This window comes from Capnocytophaga stomatis, from assembly GCF_002302635.1.
GTDB lineage: Bacteria > Bacteroidota > Bacteroidia > Flavobacteriales > Flavobacteriaceae > Capnocytophaga > Capnocytophaga stomatis.
Map to the genome: position 1 here is coordinate 599222 of NZ_CP022387.1, position 21138 is coordinate 620359.

A 21138-nucleotide genomic window follows, 5' to 3' on the forward strand; every position below is an offset into this window, starting at 1 on the left:
CAATGAAAAAAATAATTAGCAATATAGCACTTGCATTACTGCTTTTGGCAGGTGTGGGGTGTCAGGAAAAGCTGGATGAAAATGCACGTGGGTTTAGCAATTCAGCCTATATGTCAACGGGGTCGTCTGTTGTTGATATTGACCGTAAAACGGGCGGAGAGGCAGAAATAGAGCCTCGTCTTGCTTCGGTAGCAACCAAAGACGAAACCATAACGGTTTCGGTGAGTGATTTTCTCAAAAAGTACAACGAAAAAAATGCCACAGGCTATCGTGCATTGCCCGTGGAGAAGGTACGACTTTACGAGTTGGAAAATCCTTCCAATTCGTCAACTAACGGAACGCTTACGGTAAAAGTAAAAGAAGGGAAGGTTTCCTCAAAAATACGTGTAAAAATAGATACATTGGGTTCAAGAGCGTTTCCGTTGGGGAACAAGTATGCCGTTCCGCTGACAATCTCCTCTTCATCGGTTAAGGTGCTTTCTAATAAGGAAACGGTACTGACGCTTCAACGTCCGGTAATCGTTTCGGTGGCTCACGTAAAGGACGGGTATGCTCCAAAGATAATACTGGATAAGAGTTTGCCTGAAATGGAAGAGTTCAGTTTCCAAGTGTTTTTTATGTTTGATGAATTTAGAGCCTATTCGGGTAGAAACTACAATATGTCATTGGTGAACTACGGTTGGTACAGCCGTATTAATCAAACGGATATCAATTTAGCGGACAAACAGCGAGAGCTTTCCGTTGATGGAGTGCAATTAAAGACAGGTACTTGGTATCAGGTAACTTACGTGCGAACAAAAGATCACCGAACTAAAATATATCTTGATGGCAAACATATCCGCACGTTTATAATGCCTAATGTGGTGCTGAAAGGAGGGGCTACGGTAAGCATTTTCAACCCTCAAAAATCATATTCCGTGCCACATATCCTGCGGGAAGTACGCTTTTGGAACAGGGCTTTAACTGAGGCTCAAATTAATGCCGATTTGTATAGCCCGATAGATGCCAATACCGAAGGATTGATTGCCTATATCCCGATTGATAGTAAAGAAAACGGATACAAAGACATCACCAAATATGAAAACGTTGTGGAGTTTCACGAAGCTACTTCAAGAAGTAAATTTGGTATTCAAGACGGAAACAAATACCACAAGGTGGTGCCTTATGAACAGTACGGTATTGATAAGTGGTATGATAATGTGATATTCCCGTCACAAACATTACAACAAGTTGAACCTTAATATTAACTTACAGATGAAAAATATAATTAAAACAGTAATCGGCTTTGCTCTTGCAGGAAGTTTATTTTCTTGTGCGAAAGACGAGATAGAAGTGCTTAAAAATCTTGATACTTCGTGGGAGGTTGATAAAAGTATAAGAGACAAGGATTTGCGTAACCGTTTTGGGCTTGACCCTCGTTACAATTACGCTTTGTCAGAGGTTAATGAATTTGATTTCTCAATGCTCCATTTAGGTGATTTTCAAATTACAGGAGAAAGAACCAATGAGTTTGAAGTTAAAATTCTAAATCCCTTGGATAAAGACCTGACCGTAACGCTTAACTACGATGCGGCAATGTTCGAAAAGGTAAAAGAAAAGTACAGTGATTACGAATTAGGTGCAGAAAATGTAGTTAAAATTGCTGAAAAACAAAAAGTAATCCCCAGAGGAGAAACTTCTGTGAAATTTCGGTTGGCAGTTGATAACGATTCTCGTTTCGGCAAAAGTGTTGTTGTTCCTTTTTCTTTTACCACAAATGATGATAGTATCAAATTATTGGAAGGGAGAACACATTTCCTTGCCAAGGTTTTCAAAAAAGAAATTACGTACAACTATCCAAACCGAATTAACAAGTTCTTAATTTTAAGCAATCAAAGTTTATTTCCTCCTCGTGCTTCATTGAACATTGAGGCTTCGGATGTTGTTTCACAACCAATTGAGTTCTCAGTAGAAAGAGCAGATGGCAAGGGGCTTCCCAACCTAGCACCAGAGGGTGTTGAAGGACAGCTTCCCGCACCTATCAATATGGAAGGGGAGCAAGCAGGGGTGTTCGGGTTGACCCTTGATGTAAACTCCATTGAGGAGGGAAGTGTTTCACAGCTTCCGCTTCAAATTGTCGCTACAATGAACGGGCAAAGGTATGTACTGCCTAATACCATTACCCTTGTAATAGATACGTCCGTTCCAGCAGATGAAAATGTTGTTGCGGGCAAAAAAGAAAAAGGAAAAGCCATAGATAAAGAAGGTCTTGTGTTTACAGGAACACTTTTTCCGGAATTCTATGATGAAAATATTTTTGACGGGCAATACAAATTCGGAGTTCCCATATCAGGAGATGCAACTATGGAAATAACATTGCCATCGGCTAAAACAATTGGTTCGTTGAAATTTACAATTCCTACTCCACTGTATGCAGCCCGTTTTCAAGGTGGAGATGTTTATGCTGTTGATAATCAGGGCGAAGAGGTTATGTTAGGTTCGGTTGATTTTTCCAAAGAAGAAGGAAATTCTCTGATAGCACTTTTAAAAGTACCTGTCCACACTCAAAAACTGTTGATAAAAAATATTCAAAAAAGTGGAGGTAATTGGATTGAACTTTCAGAGATTGACCTTTATGAAGAATAGGTCAAAAGTAATTTTCATATATTAAAATAAAAAGGAAGCTGATTTGTTCGATCAGCTTTCTTTTTTACAAGAAACCTATGTAAAAATCTATAATATCTTTTAAAAAATTTAAACATTATATTCTTATTAGTTTTTGTATGATCTTAAATTTGACTATATGATATAAAATGGTGTTTAAAAATCTTTATTCTGTTTTTCATTTTTAAATCTCATAACCAACTTCAAGTAAGCTAATTATCATCCTTTCATTGTTTATTGGTAATTGTTTTATATTTTTGTTGCAGAATAAATTTCTCAAAATGACAAAAGCAAACGTTTACATATTAGCCATTGAGTCTTCCTGCGATGATACTTCTGCGGCGGTGCTTGAAAATGACAAAGTGCTTTCAAATGTTGTTGCAAATCAGGAAGTGCATAAGCAGTACGGCGGTATTGTTGAGCGTGAAACTTACGAAAAAATGGTCGGAAAAACTCTTGAAATGCTCAAGGAAGCCCTTCCTATTGACGGACTTTTTTTTGACATACACGGAGCGATGAGCGTACAAGGACTGGAAGACCCCGAAGGCGATTTAATCGTCCGAATTCGAGAAGTGATTGGTAATGATGTACTTGTATCGTCGTGTATGGATTTACACGGAAGCGTTTCTCCTCGATTGGCACAAAACATTGATATGATTACCTGCTATCGGCTTGCTCCACACGAGGACGCTATGATTTCAAAAAAACGAGCGTTGACCAATTTGCTATTCATCAAAAACGGAAGAAACCATAACTTACAACTACCCTAAAGGAGTGCATCCTACTAATAATGACGCTCTTTCAAAGATTATGACTCAAAAATATTTGGCTCAAAATCCGTGGCAACCCTTTGAAGTTACCAACGATTACCGCCGTACGGGCTTGCCTTTCTTTGAAAATCCTTATCTGGAGGGATTGTTACCGTTTATGCCTTTCTATACCGACCCTACGAAAGCGGACATCAGAAATGTGTACCGAAGAGTACGTTATCCTATTAGTTTGAAAACCAAAAACCCAACAGGATACGAACAAGCCCTGCAATTACTTGGCGGAGAGGACAAACCCGAAACACCGCTTATCTGGCAAAAAAAATAATCTTTTATCTTTAAATAAACATAACCCCATTAGCTTGAAACTAATGGGGTTATCTTTTTTCTAAACTTTTTTGAGATAGCATACAAGTCACTTACACTATCACTTAAAAGCTAACTAAATTAAATCATTGATTTTTTTATTTGTGTGTAAATCTCAAAAACTATGTGTTTAATCTTAATTTGAATGATTTTCAAAACAATACTTATGAGCTTCTCTTTTCCAATTCAATAGCTCGCTCTTCACTGATGCCTAACAAATTCGCTAAACGATTTAGTATTCTTCGCTCTCGTTCTGTTACGACAACATCTATAGTGAATGTTTTAAATTTTTCTAAATATTCTTTTTCCTCTTTGGATAAATCTCCTCGATTTATAACAATATTCTCTAATTGTTTAGCTCTTTCTACACTAATGTTTAAAGTTTTTCTCATTTCCTCAAGCATCTGTTGTTCTTGGACATCAATTACACCATCATCCTCAAGCATAAATTTTATTTCCTCAATATATTTGAGCTCAGTTTCTGTAAATGTATGTATCTGTGCTATAGCTTTTTCCTCTAATTCTTTAGCTCTTTCAGAACTAATTTTCAACATCTTGTACATCTCATCTAATCCTATACGCTCCTTATCATCAATAAGTCCGTCATCTTCAAGCATAAATTTAACTTCTTCAAGATATTGTTGCTCCTCATCACTTAATGAATTTTGAGAAATTTCTTTTATTTGCTTTTTCTCTTCCACAGGTACTACAACAACCTCATCAAAAGCTTCCATCGGTTTAAAAACCACATTAATTTTCCATTCTACTTCACTATTTGTTTCTATTTTTTGCTCATTTTCTTTTCTTCTTCCTCCTTTTATAGAAGTAAATAATAGATTTAGCTCGGCATTTATATCTGATATTTCAGAATTTGTAAGTACCTGACTTTGTGTTGAAGACATAAATTCACTATGCTCTAAAATGTTACCTGACATTCTTTGTTCAATAAGGCGTTGCCAACCTATTTCATTTGCCAACCACACTAAATTTTCAGGTACAAAGGGCTTTTTAGTTGGATTAAATGACTGGTTTCTTCCTATTTTTAATGTACTTTTTGATAAGTCACCTGCTCTCTTGTCATTCTCTGAATTAAACTTTACGGAATTTACCCTAAGACTTGCTTCTCCTTCCCACTTAGTATTACTGTGTGTCTGAGTATCTTTACTTTCTCCCCTACTATTTTCAATTGTAATGGAAGTTGCCCCCAAACATTGTAACAAATAACAATACTCATTGATTCTGTCATTAAGCAATTCATAATCATAATTTTCTATGGGTAAATAACTATCCGTTTTATACGGATGACATACGTAAGTATGGTCAATTTTAGGGTGGGTAATTGGGAAATGTATCTTAGGTAAATTCCCCATATTTAAAAGGGTTAAATGATTTGATTTAAAAAGAGATTCTGTTTTAGAGACTGTGATTATCTTACGGTCTTGATAATCTACTTTATTAAAATCATTTATAAAATTATTGTAACTCTTTTCTTTTTCTGTTTCACAAAAGGTCAAGGCTTCTCTGTTTTGTGTACTATCATCCTTATACATATTTGCAAGTTTATCATAAGAGTAAGCTGACGCATAACTATCCCCTTTCACTTTATAAACCTCTGCTTCTGTGATTAAATACCAAGACAAAAAACGCTTATACTCATCTGATTCTTTGTCCTTTATCCTTTCTAATTCTAACTTAAAAAGATCAAATAACTTAAATGCTTCATACTGATAATTAAGCTCTAATAATCCACAAATTTTATAGTAGTAGAATACTTCCGTAAATATACTTTCCTTAACCTCCTCTACTCTGTCTATTAATTTTTGATACTCTTTATTTTCTACAAGAGTCTTTAATTCATTCGACAGCTCATTATACCACTCTTCATTTTTCTCATATAACTTGCCATACCCTTGCAATACTTCATCTAGGAAAGGCTTTACTGTTTCTGTAATTCCGACACCTGTATATGTAAAATAAACATTAGGAATATTGATATAAGTACTATCTTCAACAGAATGGAAAACCAAACAATTAACTATGTTTACAACCGCAAAAGCTGGGTCATTGGGAACAAAATAAGCATTGGGATTATTATTTTCTATATCTAAATTGATGTTAGAGGTATAACCAATTTCCTCAATTTCACTCCAAGAAATAAATAAATGCCCATCCTCTTCTTTACCCCAAGCATCCGTTTGTATAATTCCCGCAAAGCTAACTCCCGATTCTAACACACAACAAGAAAAATGGTAAGTTCGTGTCGCTGTAAAGAAATCACCCTCTTTTACAATTGTTTGATAAAAAATAGCGTATATGGGCATATTCTTATCAATACCGTGCCAACCTCTAAATCTTGATTCTCTATCTTTTGATAAAACATTGCTCCCGCTTTCCTTCAAGGTGCCATCTAAATTTGTATAAATTTTCTTAGTTGTAATACCTGATTGTAACAAGTTGTCTAACTTGAATTTTTTAATTGCTTGTCTTATAACATTTTCCATACCAATAATTTTATTATTTATCTGCTTTTTTTCTAAATTTTCTTGTGATTGTATTCTTGCATAAAGTATTTGAGCTGCTTTTTCCTCATCTTCATTTGTTTCATTTAACAGAGCGTTACACTCACTTTCAGTTATACTTATAGGATAACCTGCTATTTTTTTAAAATAGTCCTGTATTAACAAAATTTGAAGTTCCAATAATTCTTTATCTTTTTCCATAAAACACTAATTTTTAAATGAAAAATTAAGATACAATTTTGTAAATCAGGTATATTATTCCCAAACCAATTAAAACCAAAACGCAGCCACATCCTTTCAGAGTGTCATCAAAACAACCTTTAGCACCATCTATTGTGTTGTCTATTGCAGTATCTATCTCTTTAGCTGTTTTCTCACTTTGCTTCCTTGATTCTATATCAGATGAGGTTACTTGTATTTTCCCTGCTTTTTTACTAAAAGACATATTTTTTATATTTTTAAAATTAACATTCTATTTACTTTTTTCCATTACAAGACAACCTTATCTATCCCCAGATAAGGTTGTCTATGATTTTACCCAATTTGGTCTGCTCGCAGTGCGGTTCTAAGATTTCCCCAAATTGATGATACATTTATTCCATAAATTCGGGAAAAAGCTGCAATAACATCAGCTCCTCCATTGGCAAAAACAGGATTGGTTGCTAAACGCGTAGGAACATCAACAGACATTCCTGACTCTACACGAATTCCGTTTGAAAAAACGGTTCTCGTAACTGTTACTCTATATAACGGCATAATTAATTGGTTTATAAAGGGATATTCCCTTTGGTTAATAATTCTTTATTTAATACATTGCAAAATTAAATTGGTGTTATGCCAAATCACAGCACATCTTTTAATTTTTTTCTTTTTAATCGTTATATTAATTGTATATAAGGATAATTCAGCCAAAGCAAAGGGTAGCTTATCCAAAATTTTAGCAAACCCAGCCCCTTTTTTGGGTATTTTTACCAAAATTTTGGCATACATATCCCTTTCAACCGCTACATTTACCATAATAAGGGGTAAACTAACTGTTAAAAAGGATATTATTACCTAACTTTCCGTTGGCGGAGTGGTTGGTGAGGGTTCTTGAGGTGGTGTTTGCTCCTTACTTCCTCTTTTGAAGTGCTTGCGAAGTTCGGCAAGAATGGTTACTGCACTCGGAATGTTCTGAGCAGCAAGGAATTTGATATACTTGTAGTACAACAACCCTACTACATAGTTATCCGTATCTGCCAGCGTGCGAGTATCGGTAAGCATCTCCAAAACACGGTTTACTTTTCGCAAAGGTTCGGTCATCTGTGAGCTAAGCCTGTAATCACGGTCAAACTCTGCCTTATCAATCGTAGCAGGCACTGTGTCAGGGGCTTGCTCCATATTGGCTTTTACCTTCTCGATAAACATTTTGTTGTAATCGGCAACATTTCCGTATTGGCGTCGCTCATCAGGCGTTAAGTTAACTGCCTTCTTTTCAAGTACTTCAATGATTGCATTTAGTGCATCATCAATTTTTTTCATCTCCTCAGATGAAAATTCAGTTGAGATTAAATTATTTTTGTTCATTGTGTAAAAATTTAAAAAATTAAACATTCAAAAATTACAAAAACAAAAAAATCAGAAGTAGCAGAACCTAAAAATTCTGTTACTTCTGATTTTCAAACAAAACAACATCCGCCCCACAAAGGAAGTGGATAACGTATTTTTAACCAAAAAATATGTGCTGTGCTGTGCTGTGCTGTGCTGTGCTGTGCTGTGCTAAGGCACATACAAATATACTGATTTTATGTAAATTACACAAGATTTCGTTTGCTTTTTTTTGCACATTTTCACAAAATTGATACCAAAAATGCATCTTTTGGGGGAGTGCCAAAAAGCAAATACCGCAAGGTATGTACTTGTATAATTTCATAGTAGTTGTAGTATTCTTTCAAGTTGCAAAAGTATATTAAATTTTTATAAAAACAAATATTATTTGGATTTCCGTCAGTTCGAGTAAATTGTATCGAAGTGACAGCGTAGTAAAATTTGTATCGAGAACTGCTCTCCTCGATACAATTTGCTTCACTTCGTTCACGCAAATCACTCGGAGTGACGAGCTATTTTCTGAAAATCATATGGAGAAATATTCAAACAGATGTTTTTTCTAAATCAAGATTATTTTAAACTCACGTCAGTTCGAGTAAATTGTATCGAAGTGACAGCGTAGTAAAATTTGTATCGAGAACTACTCTCCTCGATACAATTTGCTTCACTTCGTTTACGCAAATCACTCGGAGTGACAAGCTATTTTCTGAAAATCATATGGAGAAATATTCAAACAGATGTTTTTTCCAAATCAAGATTATTTTAAACTCACGTCAGTTCGAGTAAATTGTATCGAAGTGACAGCGTAGTAAAATTTGTATCGAGAACTGCTCTCCTCGATACAATTTGCTTCACTTCGTTCACGCAAATCACTCGGAGTGACGAAGTGTTTTCCTGAAAATCATATGGAGAAATATTTAAACAGATATTTTTTCCAAATCAAGATTATTTTAAACTCACGTCAGTTCGAGTAAATTGTATCGAAGTGACAGCGTAGTAAAATTTGTATCGAGAACTACTCTCCTTGATACAATTTGCTTCACTTCGTTCACGCAAATCACTCGGAGTGACGAAGTGTTTTCCTGAAGTTTTAAATCTTATAATCAATTTCTAACAAGCTAATTATTTTCCACTCATTGTTTATTGGTAATTGTTTTATATTTTTGTTGCAGAATAAATTTTTCAAAATGATAAAACCAAATGTTTATATATTAGCCATTGAATCTTCCTGTGATGATACCTCAGCAGCAGTGCTTGAAAATGACAAAGTGCTTTCAAATGTTGTTGCAAATCAGGAAGTTCACAAACAATATGGAGGTGTTGTACCTGAATTGGCATCACGAGCTCACCTCCAAAATATCGTTCCTGTGGTGGACAATGCTCTGAAAAAATCAGGAATCTCAAAAGAACAAATTTCAGCCATAGCCTTTACCCGAGGTCCTGGACTTATGGGGTCACTTTTGGTGGGAACTTCCTTTGCCAAATCTTTGGCGATGGGCTTGGGTATTCCACTTATTGAAGTGAATCATATGCAGGCACATATTTTGGCTCATTTTATTGATGAAGGCAACCCAAAACCGCAATTTCCTTTTCTGGCAATGACCATCAGTGGCGGACACACACAGATTGTAAAGGTAAACAGTTTCTTTTCAATGGAAATTTTGGGCGAAACCCTTGATGATGCTGTGGGCGAGGCTTTTGACAAAACGGCTAAAATTCTCGGTCTGCCCTACCCTGGCGGTCCGTTAATCGACAAATACGCCAAGGAAGGCAACCCAAAAGCCTTCCCCTTTCCAAAGCCACAAACCGAAGGGCTAAATTTCAGTTTTTCAGGACTTAAAACTGGTATTTTGTATTTCATTCAGAAGAAAACCCAAGAAAATCCAAATTTTATTACTGAAAATCTTGCAGATATTTGTGCTTCCGTGCAACATACCATTGTTGAAATTCTAATGAAAAAACTACAAAAAGCCGTTAAACAAACGGGCATCAAACAAATTGCCATCGGTGGAGGCGTTTCTGCAAATTCAGGAATACGCAATGCATTACTCACTCTGGGAGAAAAACACGGATGGACAACCTACATTCCTAAATTTCAGTATTGTACAGACAATGCGGCAATGATTGGCATCGTAGGATATTACAAATTCTTAGAAAATCAATTTACCGACCAACAAACCACCGCCAAAGCACGGCTTTCCCTTGAAAATTAATTTTCTGCGAAAAATAGGGCGATTTCCAATTTCTTGAAAATCGCCCTATTTTTGAATTCGTATTCAGCTTTTACAACCGTTCTTTTTCGTTTTCATCAACGCTCTTACCTTTGTATTTATTTTGGGTAGGATTAAATGTGTACCTCAAACCTATGTTAATACTCTGATTATTTCCATCTAAAAAACGTCTGTTGGTGATATAAGGATTTTGCACAACAACAGGAGCATTTGACGTATTGAAAACATCTTGTACTACTACCAAATATGTTTCTAAAGATTTATTAAAGAAAGTTCGCACAATAGCTATCCCAGAAAACATTGCAGATTTTTCACGATAAGTAACTGCTAAACTTCCTTTTGATTGATAATTTGCATAAATAAGCCCTAACCAATTGTCTGACAACATAAATTGATTCATCATTTCCACTGCAAAAATAGGTTCGTTAGTATAAAAAACATCTTTTCCGAATTGTTTTCCGAAGGTAACATCTAACTTAGGCATCCATTTTCCGATTTTATGTTGTACCGAAAGCATCAGTTTGAGGGCTTGAAAATCAGCATAGTTACGGATTGTTCGCTCAACAACATTCGGATTGGAAGCAAACAGCCTATAATCCTCATAATAAGCATCTTTTATAAATGAATAAATCAGTGAAGCCGAAATGCTTTTATAAGTCGCCAACAAACTGAACTCATCGTCAAGGCGGGGACGCAAATCAGGATTTCCACGATTGTACATAAATGGCGATTCGTAAGCAGCATAATCACTTAGTTCATAAAAGGCAGGTCGGCGGATTTTCTTGGTGTAACTGATTGCCATTTGCGTTTTATCCCAAGGAAAAGAAAGCGACACATTAGGTAGCCAATGCCCGTAAGTTCGGCTCTTTACATTGTCTTTTACGTGATTCTGGAAGTACTCAAAATCAGCATATTCATAGCGAACTCCTGCTTTTACATTTGCTTTCCCGATAGGACGCGAAAAACTAACAAACCCTGACGAACGAAGCTCTTTATTTTCAACAAATGAAGTTGTTAGCACGTTATCGGTATAATTCTCATCGCGTGTAAGTGTGCTAAATTCAGCTCCGTAGCTCAATATTGCTTTCTTCAGTTTTTGTGTAAAAGTAGTTTTGGTATGCAGCCAATTAGCTTGAGCATCGGAATGCGTATGAACGTTTTTTTGCGAATTTGCCAACAGATTCTTTTCCAAAATATCCGAAGTATGGTCGGAATAGGCTATGGAATAATCCACATCAGTATGAAGTTTGATTTTGTCGGAAAGTTGCCCCTCGTAGTACGCATTAATTTCTGTTTTTTTGTCTTGGTTAAAACGGTCATAATGATTAAGCCCTTTACTCAGAAGTGCTCCGTTTTGGAAAGTTTCGGTTTGCTGGTCGGTAAAAGTATGTCCCGCAAACGGACTGACATACGCCCACACGGTTGCTCCAACAGAATGTTTATCGTTAAACTCGTGATTTACGCCAAGTTTTCCGTGAATATTCTTTCCGTTGTTCTTTTGTACATCTTCTGTGCGTACTTTCCACTGATTAGAAGGCGTTTGCACGATAAGTTCCTGCCAATTATTACTACGCTTTGCTTGATGAAAACTTACATCAACACTTCCGAAAATATCCGTTTTTCCTGTACGGTAATTTAAATTTGTTCCTAAATTTTGCCAAATCCCTTTTTTAAATTCATTATTTTGATAGACACTTCCACTCAGCCCATCACCCTGCTTTTTCTTCAAAATAATACGAATGATAGCACCAATGTTATTATCGTATTCGGCTCCCGGTTGTGTTTCAAGTTCAATGCTTTGAATATCTTGTGGAGAAAGTCGGTCAATTTCACTAGTGTCATAAATCCTTCTCTTATTAATATAGAAAATAGGATTACTTTTACCAAAAACGTTATAACCGCCACCCGTATAAGAAGTAGATACTCCCGGCAAAAAGTTCAAAAGCATCTCCATTTTAGGTAAATCTTTCAAGGTGGAGCTCGCAATATCGGTAACCACAGCGGTTCCCTTTTGCTTCATAATAGGGCGAGAAACAGAAACCACCACTTCTCCCAACTCATTTACCGATTTTTCCAAAGAAATAACACCAAAATCATTTGTTTTTATGGGAATTACCTTTGTTTTGTACTCCAAATGAAGGATTTTCAGCATCAAGTCTTTGTGATTTGATGAATTGATAAGTTCAAAAACGCCTTCGTCATTACTGATAGCTCCTTTTACCAATGTGGAATCGGGTAAAGTTATCAAAATGATGTTTGCGTCGGAAACAACTCGCTTGGTAGTAGCATCAATAAGTTTCCCTTTGAATATATTTTGTCCAAAACTTAACGAACAAAATAATAGTAACACGGTTAAGATGGTTAAATTTTTCATTTTAAATACTTTTAAAAAAATTAATAAGTTAATTATTTTTCAATTTTAATAAGCCCATTTTCAGTCATTTTGGCACGTTTGCCACGGCTGATATTTATCCATCTTTTGGTTTGATAATCAAATACAGAAAGCTCTTCGCTGGGGCTGGTAATAACTTTTCCTTGTGGTAGGTGTAAAATCACTTCTACTCGCTGGTCTCTTATTTTAGGATTGATTCCCAGTGAGTATGTAGCAGGCATAATTATTTGGTTTCCATCTGTTTTCAAATTAAAAACAACTTGTTCGGCTTTGGCTTTGGCATCAATCAGGTTTCGCCCTCTTGATTTTTTCTTGATAATGGCATATGACTCATTTTCAGACGTTCCCTTTACGTAAAATCGGATATAATCACTTTTGGAAATCAGTTCATTATCATCTTTTAAAATTGGGCTACCAAAATTCAATATATCATACTCATAATGTCTGTAAGGTTGTTTTTCATACGATAGCGAAAGGGTGTCGGCTACCACAACAGGCACTCTTTCTTCGACAGCATTATAAGCCTGAAAATGCTTAAATGTGTCAATGGTTGCAATGCTCATACCTATCACTCCGAAAAAGAAACCGAAAACATTGAACAAAATCCACGCTCTCGGAACTTTATATCCGTTCTTTGAAAATAACTTCAAACACAATATCGTCATTACCGAAACAGGAAGCATAAGCAACATAAATCCAGTCAAATACGTAACCCAAAGCTGCCAATCTCCTTCCACTATAAACGAAAGATAATCCGTTATGGTGATGATGCCCAGACTGACTCCCCAACCTGCAACACCTACTCCAAAAAGAGCCAAAAGCAAAGACAAAAGAACAAAGAGTAAAATCAGCAGCACAAAACCAATGATAATGTATAAAATCCCTTTCAAAAACCCGCGTACGATATCCCAAACACTGAAATCCGATTTTTTATACACGAATTCCGTTTTTTGCTTTGGAGTGGTTTCATCGGTAAAATCACCTTCTGTATTATCTTCATTTTCAGAAGAATAGTCTTCTTCTGGTTCAAAAATGCTTTTTCTTTTATTCATTGACAGTAAGAGCGTTACGTACAGCAAAACAAGCATAAAACTAAACACCCCTTCAACAAATGGAATGGTTACCAATGTCAGCACAGCATACGCAATCCGAACGCCCGTAACGTCCCAACCGTAATGCCTGCACAGCCCTCCCAAAACCCCAAAAAGTTTTCGGTTGGCGTCGCTTCGTGCTAATTGTGAGCCGTTTCGCATTTTTATTTCCTTAATAGAAGAAATGGTATCGATGTTTACCGCTTTTCCGTGCATTGCCAATTTTTCAGCAGTGGTTTTCGCAGGCGGAATGATGAGTGCCAAAAGAGCATACATTGCCATCCACAGAAAAAATAGAATCGCATATTGTCCGCTTGAATAATAAAAGAGTTTTCCTAAAATGAAGGCAGGGAACACGAACACCCAAAGATAAGCAAGACGCAACCACGTTTTTTCAATTGCCAAATAATGTCCCAATCCCGCAAAAACGCCTGCTAACAATTTGTTTTCCAAATCTCTGTATAACTTTTTATGTCGGAAGAATTCAACTACTCGGTTTTGCTTTTGAGTTGTACCAAATTTTGTTTCTTGCTGAATTTCTTCGTCCTCATCAACGTACTGTTCAGGTCGTCCTAAAACGCCAATCAAGTAAGCAACATCTTGGCTTACAACCACTTCCCTACCCTTCATTTCGGATTTTAGCAGTTCCGCCATACGTTGCTCCACATCGTAAATAATTTCATCGGTATCGGAAGTATTTCCGAGTGATTTGCGTACTTCGTTCAAATATTTTGAAAGTTCTTGATAGGCTTTGTCTTCAATCAAAAATGAAAATCCGCCCAAACTGATATTGTGTGTCTTGTCCATAACTAAATAATTTTATTAACCATTGTTTGTAGTTCTTGCCACGATTTCACGATTTCTTGCAAAAAGATATGCCCGCTATCGGTCAGTACGTAATACTTTCGGGGAGGTCCCGAGGTGGATTCTTTCCAATTGTAGTCGAGCAGTTTTTCGTTTTTAAGCCGTGTCAAAAGCGGATACAATGTTCCCTCAACTACAATCATATCAGCCGATTTCAGAGCCTCAATAATGTCAGAAACATACGCCTCCTGATTTTTGCTGATAATGGAAAGAATACACATCTCCAGTATGCCTTTGCGCATCTGTGTTTTGGTTTTTTCTGTGTTTATCGTCTCCATATATAATAAGGTATTTTGTTAGGGCAAATATATAACAATAAATATTACTATGCAATACATAGTACTGTTTTTTTATAAATCAATTATCAAAATATCATTCAAGGAACAGACAGTACCAACTCAAAAACCTAAAAATGAAGTGATTATTATAATTTTAGAAGCCTTACATACGAAAAGAATATGGTAAAATTTAAAAAAAATGACCAAGGTTTTTAGAGAAAATATAGCAAAATATCGTGCTTTTTACTGATTCTTTTGTTAAAACCGAATCCATAAAACAACTATAAACAACTTATTATCAATAATATAACATATTAACATAATAAAATTAAATCATTTTTTCTTGTTTGTTAAAAATATTTGTTTAGTTTTGCCCCCACTAATTTTAATTTTATATCAAAGATGAAAAAGATTATTTTATCATTGGCTGCAGTTTTCGCTTTCGGAGCTGCTTCTGCACAAGAGTTAGTTTCTTCTAAGGGAGAAGAATATCTTCCAAAAGAAGGTGATTGGTCATTTGGTTTCAATGCAGGAAACGCTTTGAAATTCATCGGTAATGCTTTCAATAGCAATACTAACAATGAGTTTGGTGGTTCTGCTTTCGGAAAAAATGAAACTTTCGCTGTTCCTGGATTTGACAAAGGACACTCTTTCTTAGGTAAAAAAATGACAAGTGATAACACTGCTGACCGTTACACTGCTAACTTCATTTTCAATTATGCAAAACCAAAAGACGTTGATGCTACAACAGCTTTCGGACTTGCAGTAGGATACGGAAAAGAGTGGAGAAAAGGTTCTACACGTTTGCAAGGATTCTACGGAGCTGATGCTCTTTTAGGATTCGGAGTTCCTCAAAAAGACGCTTTCAGCTTTGCTCTTGGTGCTCAAGGGTTTGTAGGTGCTGAGTATTTCATTTTCCCTAAAGTTGCTTTGGGAGCTCAGTATTCTTACTCTGTTGGAATCGGTCACCAATCAAGTAAAGATGCAGCCGGAAACAAAACAAGCGTTTTTAGTTTCGGTTTTGGAGGGGAAAACGGAATTGGAGTAGCTTCATTGTTGTTCAACGTTTACTTCTAAGATTTAAACAATATTGTAATAAAAAAGGTCGGGTAATCCGACCTTTTTTGTTTATCATCAATATCTTTTTTACAGTTTTTATTACTTTTGCAAGGTAATTCTTTAAAAATGGGCATCGTTTTTCGGCAATCGGTAAAAAACATCTTAACCACGTATCTTGGTTTTGCTTTCGGAGCTATCAATACACTTTTTCTGTTCGTATATTTTCTTTCAAAAGAAGAATACGGATTGGTAGGCTACGTCACCTCCACCGCAACTATTCTTTCTCCGCTGATAGCTTTCGGTGTTCACAACACTTTTATTCGCTTTTACTCTTCCTATAAAGAATCTGAGGAATTATCAAAGTTCAATTTTATGCTTTTTGCCTTGCCCCTACTGATGATTTTACCTTTGAGTGTTGTGGGAATTCTGGCACACGAACAGATTGTAAAATGGCTTTCTGGTAAAAATGAAATTGTTGGTGATTATGTTTTTTTGATTTTTATCACTTCAATTGCGATGGCTTATTTTGAAATTTGCTATTCGTGGGCAAGAGTTCAGCTTAAAACAGTTTTCGGAAATTTTCTAAAAGAAGTTTTTCAGCGTATCGGAATTACGTTGCTTTTAATTCTGTTTTATTTCAACATTATTGATTTTAAGCAGTTTATGTATGGAGTTTTTGGAGTTTACTCATTACGAATGGCTCTTATGGCTCTTTCTGCTTTTCACATAAAACGCCCTACTTTTTACTTTGGTTTGCCAAAAAATAACAATGAGATTTTGAAATACAGTCTTTTTAGCATTTTGTCAGGGTCGGTAGCAAGTTTGCTAATGGATATTGATAAATTTATGATTAACCAATACTTGCCCATTTCACAAATAGCTATTTACAATGTGGCTATTTTCACCGCAACGGTTATCGCCATACCTTACCGAGCTATGTATCAGATTGTAAGCCCTTTAGTCGCTCAATTTCTCAACAAAAATGAAACTTCCCAGCTTGATGAACTCTACAAGAAAAGCACTGTAAACATCTATTTAACAAGCGTTATTATCTTCATTCTGATTATTTCCAACGCAAAGCAATTCTACACTTTACTTCCTGATAAAGAATACATTAACGGAATCACTGTACTAATTCTAATTTCTATTGTAAAACTTTTTGATGCTTTAGTAGGCATCAACAATGCTATTTTGTTTAATTCGGTTTATTACAGAACAGTTTTGTATTTTGGTGTATTTCTAACATTTTGCACTATCATACTGAATATCTGGCTAATACCGGAATATGGAATTAACGGCGCCGGACTTGCAACGTTATGTGCCTTTTCCGTTTATAACATTTTGAAGTTGTCGTTTATATATTCCAAATATAGACTAAGTCCTTTTTACTCAGAAACTTTGAAAATCACTTTATTCGGATTAATCACTGTGTTTGGCTTCTACTTTTGGGATTTTCCTTTCAATCCAATTTGGAATATCGTTTTAAAATCAGGTATCATTCTGATTTTCTGCGGTTTTGTACTTTGGAAATTCAAGCTTTCCGAAGATTTAACAATGATGTTCCGCAAAATCAAAAAATAAAAAAACTTTGGCCATACAAAACACATAACCAAAGTTTCAAAACATTACTGATTTACAGAAAATTATTTGCTATTTTTCAAATTTTCTTCCAAAAATTTATCTTGTTCCCAAAGCGTGTGTAGGACACTTTCTTTTGCTCTGTATCCGTGGCTTTCCAGCGGTAAAAGCACCATACGCACCGGAGCTCCCAAATTTTTGAGTGCTTGGAAATAACGTTCGGTTTGAAAAGTAAATGTTCCTGAGTTATTATCCGCCGCACCGTGAATTAACAACAATGGCTTTTTCATTTTATGAGCGTTCATAAATGGTGACATTGTGTTGTAAACTTCCGGAGAATCCCAATAATTTCTCTGTTCAGACTGAAAACCGAAAGGCGTTAGTGTACGGTTGTAAGCACCGCTTCTGGCAATTCCACAAACAAATAAATCAGAGTGAGTCAATAAGTTAGCTGTCATAAACGCTCCGTAAGAATGCCCTCCTACGGCTACTCTTTTACGGTCAATGTACCCTAATTTATCCAATGCATCAATTGCAGCCTCTCCGTTGGCTACCAATTGCTCAATGAAAGTATCGTTAGGTTCTTGAGTGTCTTCGCCTACAATTGGGAAAGCCGCATCGTCCAAAACAGCATAACCTTTTGTAACCCAATAGATAAACGACCCATAATGCGGATATGTAAATTCATTAGGATTTGCCGTACTTTGCCCGGCTGTGTCTTTACTTTTATATTCGCGAGGATACGCCCAAATGAGTAAAGGTAATTTTTCTTTCTTCTTAAAGTCGTAATTTTTAGGAAGATACAACGTTCCGCTAAGGGCAACACCATCTTTCCGAGTGTAGTTAATTACTTCTTTATGAATGCCTTTCAATGATTCAAACGGATTTTTGAAGAAAGTAAGCTGTGTGGCTTTCCCTTTTTTGTAATTTTTTATGTAGTAATTCGGATAATCCGTCGCTGATTGTATGCTAACGAGTAAATCACCTTTTTTAGTATCCAGAAGTTCGATGATTTCTTCTTGCTGATTTTTCAACTTTGATGTGTACAAACGATTCTTTTTCAAGGTTCTCAAATCCAACTCATCAAGGAAAGGAAACTGTCCTTCTTTAGTGTAACCATCTCCTAACCAATATGTTTTTCCATTTTGAATTTGAAGAACATATCTATTCCATTGATTTTTAATCATTTGAGGAAAACCTGGGTCGTTATAAACATCTTGTGAATTTCTGTCGATAATAACTTTTTGTGTATTTTCTTTCAAATTCAACAAAATAGTTTTCTGATTTCGTGTATCATACCAAGACTCGTACACCAATGTATTTTCCTCATCTCCCCAAATAACGGACTGAAAACGTTGTTTCAATTTTATTAAAGAAACCGGAGCTTGAGCAAAAGGAGCTTCCCACTGAAAAACCTCATCGCGGAAATCGGCTTCCTGATTTTGGTCTCCACCATCCAGAGCCTCAACAAAGTACAACGTATGTGGCTTATCCGCACGCCAAGTCATAAAGCGTTTTCCTTGGTACGTTGAAGAAAATCCTTTTGGCATATTTTCAATCAATGGCAAGCTATTCACTTTAGCAACTTCTTGTCTCTGAGCATCATAAACCTTTGATTCTCTCGGAAATCTGTGATAAGGAACGATGTACGAAAATGGTTTTTTAAGCTCAGTTATCAGCAAATATTTTCCATCAGGAGAAAAATTTTCGGAAAGATACATTCCCGCACCTTTGAAAGAATTTTCTTCTCCATTCAAATTTATTTTTTTAAGCTCGGAAGTAACCAAAACTTCAAAATTAAACTCGTCTATTTTATTTTTTAACAAATCTTGGTACGTTCTGTTTTGTGAAACTTTGCCGCTTCCCACTGAAACAATAGGACCTTTCGGAACACTTTTAGCTTCATTTTGCAACGCAGGACGATTGGCAATCAACGTTCTGACAAGCAAGTAAGAACCATCAGGAGACCAAGTGTAAGGCGTTCCAAAATTGGCATTCAACAAGGTAGAGCTCAGCTTTCTTGCCGTAGCAGTCTCTAAATCAAGTATCCATAGCTCCAAACCTTTTTCAGTTGTGTGAGTAAAGGACATTTTCTTTTCATCAGGAGAAAAACTCACGAAAGCAATTTTTGCATTTTCAGGCAAATTTTTCACTTGTTGAGCTTGTTTCGTTCCTACTTTTTGTACCTTCAAATTATTGATGTAAGTCAAACTACTTGAGGCATTTATATTCGGGTTCATACGCAAACCTCCCAAGCGGATTTCCTCTTGATTTAACTGCTCCAAACTTAAGTAGGTAGAACGATAGCTGAAAACCATCCACGTACGTTGGTTATTCATCATAACCGATGGAGCTCTTTCAAAATCAGCTAATTGCAAAATTTCTTCTGACGGTTTTTGATATGTCAGATTTTCTTGTGCTGTTAAGTAACTCATTGAAGAAACGAGCATTAATGAAATAATTTTTTTCATATCCTTGATTATTTTTTCCAATTCTTCAAAACATCAGCAGGAACACCATCTTTATGAAGCATTATAGCCGTAGTTTTGTAGGTAACGAAAGCTTTAGTCACGTACAAATATCCTTGATGGTCGTTGCTTACTCCCCACGAATTTTTCACGATGTAGTATTCTCTTCCGTTTTGGTCTTTAGCAAGCCCAACGATGTGCATTGCGTGGTCATCGGTAGTTTCATAATTATCAAATGCTTTCTGACGCATTTCTTTAGTGATATTTCTTTCTTTCATTGGAGGATTGTCGAACAATGTTTTTTGTTCTTCCATAGTCATTTCTTCCCAGTTTTTTTCGGGAACGAATGCCACTCCGTTTTTCCAACTGAAATAACGTTCACTCACGTCCGAAGCCCAAGCAATGGTAAACCCTTTTTTCAATGCATTGTCTATAATTTTTACAAAATCAGTCATTTGAACATTGTAAGCTTGGTCAAAACTCCAATTGTCAGGCACAGCCATCAGTACGTTTTTGTATTTTGGTTGGTCTTCATATGAAAGCATTTCGATATAGTCATCAGGATTGATGCCTACCACTTCTTTGGCAAAAGTTTGTGGTGTGTACTTTTTATTTCCGAATAAAAATGTTTCAGGAACTTCACCCAGATACGCATCAATGGCTGCGGTAAAGGCTTTTTCCCAATTCGGAGTCAGGTTTTTAATCTTAGGACGTTTTACCAATCCTTCCAAAAAACCTTTCAGAGCGGCTTGCATTTCAGAAAAGTTGTTGCGTGTAGTTCCGTAGTTCAAGCCCGAATAAATGTACTGGGGTACAGCTCCGTATTTTGCGTACATATTAATAATGTCGTGCAGTTCGCCTCCATCGCCGTAGTCCAAATTTCCGTGAAAGCGTACATATTGCTTGGCTTTTTCGATGTATGTGTTTCTCGCTGTAAAAATTTCAGCCAAATCCACAGGTTTTTTCCCCATTCGGCTCATCTCACTTTCCAAGAAAGAAGCCCCAGCATAGCTCCAACACGTGCCACTACTTCCTTGGTCTTTCACTTCCATTCGTTCCAGATTAATCACGGGTGTAAACTTAAATCCCGACTTTTCACTCTGATTTCCAGCTACTGCGTTAATCAGATTGTCTTGTCCCGAAACTGTAAAAAAAGTTCCGAAAGCAATAAATAATGCTATTTTTTTCATTTGAAATTAAATTTATTTTTTATCCCACAAATATAGAAGATAATGTTGAAAAATTCAAAGAATTAAAGTAATAACTGCATTTAGCCCTAAACCTTTACTGTGAAA

General features: G+C 36.0%; 17 protein-coding genes and 1 pseudogene. 8 read left to right on the forward strand and 10 right to left on the reverse strand.

Going from position 1 to position 21138, the window contains the following annotated elements:
- Window positions 1–2: 2 nt before the first annotated feature.
- The 5 genes and pseudogenes from CGC58_RS02630 (at window position 3) to CGC58_RS02645 (ending at window position 3738) form a co-directional block, all read left to right on the forward strand.
- Window positions 3–1241 carry a BT_3987 domain-containing protein gene (locus tag CGC58_RS02630; RefSeq protein ID WP_095894998.1) on the forward strand — a complete coding sequence of 413 codons (1239 nt, stop codon included), beginning with the start codon at window positions 3–5 and terminating at the stop codon, window positions 1239–1241.
- 13 nt (window positions 1242–1254) lie between these two features.
- A complete protein-coding gene (locus CGC58_RS02635; protein WP_095894999.1) occupies window positions 1255–2625 on the forward strand; it encodes a DUF1735 domain-containing protein in 1371 nt (456 codons plus the stop codon).
- 299 nt (window positions 2626–2924) lie between these two features.
- A pseudogene (locus CGC58_RS12940) lies at window positions 2925–3062 on the forward strand (tRNA (adenosine(37)-N6)-threonylcarbamoyltransferase complex transferase subunit TsaD); the annotation flags it as partial.
- Window positions 3063–3104: 42 nt separating this feature from the next.
- Window positions 3105–3413 carry a M81 family metallopeptidase gene (locus CGC58_RS12945; RefSeq protein ID WP_232748877.1) on the forward strand — a complete coding sequence of 103 codons (309 nt, stop codon included), beginning with the start codon at window positions 3105–3107 and terminating at the stop codon, window positions 3411–3413.
- Window positions 3414–3417: 4 nt separating this feature from the next.
- Window positions 3418–3738, forward strand: coding sequence for a SusD/RagB family nutrient-binding outer membrane lipoprotein (locus tag CGC58_RS02645; protein WP_157909180.1), 321 nt, complete (start codon window positions 3418–3420; stop codon window positions 3736–3738).
- Window positions 3739–3940: 202 nt separating this feature from the next.
- On the opposite strand, the gene CGC58_RS02650 is transcribed toward CGC58_RS02645, so the two are convergent.
- The 5 genes from CGC58_RS02650 to CGC58_RS02670 all read right to left on the reverse strand — a co-directional run bounded on the left by CGC58_RS02650 (window position 3941) and on the right by CGC58_RS02670 (window position 7861).
- Window positions 3941–6496, reverse strand: coding sequence for a tellurite resistance TerB family protein (locus CGC58_RS02650; protein WP_095895001.1), 2556 nt, complete (start codon window positions 6494–6496; stop codon window positions 3941–3943).
- 25 nt (window positions 6497–6521) lie between these two features.
- Window positions 6522–6740, reverse strand: a complete 219-nt coding sequence (locus CGC58_RS02655) for a hypothetical protein (protein ID WP_095895002.1) — start codon at window positions 6738–6740, stop codon at window positions 6522–6524.
- A gap of 89 nt (window positions 6741–6829) precedes the next feature.
- Entirely contained in the window at window positions 6830–7051 is a 222-nt protein-coding gene (locus CGC58_RS02660; protein WP_095895003.1) for a DUF6140 family protein, read from the reverse strand.
- Between the two features lie 45 nt (window positions 7052–7096).
- On the reverse strand, window positions 7097–7312 hold the full coding sequence (locus CGC58_RS02665) for a hypothetical protein (protein ID WP_095895004.1): 216 nt from the start codon (window positions 7310–7312) through the stop codon (window positions 7097–7099).
- A 39-nt stretch (window positions 7313–7351) separates the two neighbouring features.
- Window positions 7352–7861 carry a hypothetical protein gene (locus CGC58_RS02670; RefSeq protein ID WP_095897080.1) on the reverse strand — a complete coding sequence of 170 codons (510 nt, stop codon included), beginning with the start codon at window positions 7859–7861 and terminating at the stop codon, window positions 7352–7354.
- A 1208-nt stretch (window positions 7862–9069) separates the two neighbouring features.
- Between CGC58_RS02670 and tsaD the strand changes: the two genes are divergently transcribed.
- Window positions 9070–10095 carry a tRNA (adenosine(37)-N6)-threonylcarbamoyltransferase complex transferase subunit TsaD gene (gene tsaD, locus CGC58_RS02680; protein ID WP_095897081.1) on the forward strand — a complete coding sequence of 342 codons (1026 nt, stop codon included), beginning with the start codon at window positions 9070–9072 and terminating at the stop codon, window positions 10093–10095.
- Between the two features lie 70 nt (window positions 10096–10165).
- Here the strand turns inward: tsaD and CGC58_RS02685 are convergent, their stop codons facing one another.
- Genes CGC58_RS02685 through CGC58_RS02695 form a run of 3 tightly spaced genes read right to left on the reverse strand, consistent with a single transcriptional unit; the run spans window position 10166 to window position 14738 of the window.
- Window positions 10166–12487, reverse strand: a complete 2322-nt coding sequence (locus CGC58_RS02685; protein WP_095895006.1) for a TonB-dependent receptor domain-containing protein — start codon at window positions 12485–12487, stop codon at window positions 10166–10168.
- A 32-nt stretch (window positions 12488–12519) separates the two neighbouring features.
- The gene (locus CGC58_RS02690; RefSeq protein ID WP_095895007.1) at window positions 12520–14403 is read right to left on the reverse strand and encodes a PspC domain-containing protein; all 1884 of its coding nucleotides are present in this window, start codon (window positions 14401–14403) and stop codon (window positions 12520–12522) included.
- A gap of 2 nt (window positions 14404–14405) precedes the next feature.
- Complete coding sequence (locus CGC58_RS02695; protein ID WP_095895008.1) at window positions 14406–14738, reverse strand: PadR family transcriptional regulator; 333 nt, start codon at window positions 14736–14738, stop codon at window positions 14406–14408.
- Window positions 14739–15140: 402 nt separating this feature from the next.
- Here CGC58_RS02695 and CGC58_RS02700 point away from each other — a divergent pair, with 402 nt between their 5' ends.
- Window positions 15141–15815 carry a hypothetical protein gene (locus CGC58_RS02700; protein ID WP_095895009.1) on the forward strand — a complete coding sequence of 225 codons (675 nt, stop codon included), beginning with the start codon at window positions 15141–15143 and terminating at the stop codon, window positions 15813–15815.
- A 108-nt stretch (window positions 15816–15923) separates the two neighbouring features.
- A complete protein-coding gene (locus tag CGC58_RS02705) occupies window positions 15924–17378 on the forward strand; it encodes a lipopolysaccharide biosynthesis protein (protein ID WP_095895010.1) in 1455 nt (484 codons plus the stop codon).
- Window positions 17379–17440: 62 nt separating this feature from the next.
- Here CGC58_RS02705 and CGC58_RS02710 read toward each other — a convergent pair whose 3' ends face one another.
- Together CGC58_RS02710 and CGC58_RS02715 are read right to left on the reverse strand one after the other, a co-directional pair.
- Entirely contained in the window at window positions 17441–19846 is a 2406-nt protein-coding gene (locus CGC58_RS02710; RefSeq protein WP_095897082.1) for a S9 family peptidase, read from the reverse strand.
- 8 nt (window positions 19847–19854) lie between these two features.
- Window positions 19855–21033 carry a C1 family peptidase gene (locus CGC58_RS02715; RefSeq protein ID WP_095895011.1) on the reverse strand — a complete coding sequence of 393 codons (1179 nt, stop codon included), beginning with the start codon at window positions 21031–21033 and terminating at the stop codon, window positions 19855–19857.
- Window positions 21034–21138: the final 105 nt, after the last annotated feature.

Excerpts from the sequence above, each read along its gene's own strand:
- CGC58_RS02630 (WP_095894998.1), top strand. The coding sequence starts at position 3 with ATGAAAAAAATAATTAGCAATATAGCACTTGCATTACTGCTTTTGGCA.
- CGC58_RS02635 (WP_095894999.1), top strand. The coding sequence starts at position 1,255 with ATGAAAAATATAATTAAAACAGTAATCGGCTTTGCTCTTGCAGGAAGT.
- CGC58_RS12945 (WP_232748877.1), top strand. The coding sequence starts at position 3,105 with ATGCTCAAGGAAGCCCTTCCTATTGACGGACTTTTTTTTGACATACAC.
- CGC58_RS02650 (WP_095895001.1), bottom strand. The coding sequence starts at position 6,496 with ATGGAAAAAGATAAAGAATTATTGGAACTTCAAATTTTGTTAATACAG.
- CGC58_RS02655 (WP_095895002.1), bottom strand. The coding sequence starts at position 6,740 with ATGTCTTTTAGTAAAAAAGCAGGGAAAATACAAGTAACCTCATCTGAT.
- CGC58_RS02660 (WP_095895003.1), bottom strand. The coding sequence starts at position 7,051 with ATGCCGTTATATAGAGTAACAGTTACGAGAACCGTTTTTTCAAACGGA.
- CGC58_RS02665 (WP_095895004.1), bottom strand. The coding sequence starts at position 7,312 with ATGGTAAATGTAGCGGTTGAAAGGGATATGTATGCCAAAATTTTGGTA.
- CGC58_RS02670 (WP_095897080.1), bottom strand. The coding sequence starts at position 7,861 with ATGAACAAAAATAATTTAATCTCAACTGAATTTTCATCTGAGGAGATG.
- tsaD (WP_095897081.1), top strand. The coding sequence starts at position 9,070 with ATGATAAAACCAAATGTTTATATATTAGCCATTGAATCTTCCTGTGAT.
- CGC58_RS02685 (WP_095895006.1), bottom strand. The coding sequence starts at position 12,487 with ATGAAAAATTTAACCATCTTAACCGTGTTACTATTATTTTGTTCGTTA.
- CGC58_RS02690 (WP_095895007.1), bottom strand. The coding sequence starts at position 14,403 with ATGGACAAGACACACAATATCAGTTTGGGCGGATTTTCATTTTTGATT.
- CGC58_RS02695 (WP_095895008.1), bottom strand. The coding sequence starts at position 14,738 with ATGGAGACGATAAACACAGAAAAAACCAAAACACAGATGCGCAAAGGC.
- CGC58_RS02700 (WP_095895009.1), top strand. The coding sequence starts at position 15,141 with ATGAAAAAGATTATTTTATCATTGGCTGCAGTTTTCGCTTTCGGAGCT.
- CGC58_RS02705 (WP_095895010.1), top strand. The coding sequence starts at position 15,924 with ATGGGCATCGTTTTTCGGCAATCGGTAAAAAACATCTTAACCACGTAT.
- CGC58_RS02710 (WP_095897082.1), bottom strand. The coding sequence starts at position 19,846 with ATGAAAAAAATTATTTCATTAATGCTCGTTTCTTCAATGAGTTACTTA.
- CGC58_RS02715 (WP_095895011.1), bottom strand. The coding sequence starts at position 21,033 with ATGAAAAAAATAGCATTATTTATTGCTTTCGGAACTTTTTTTACAGTT.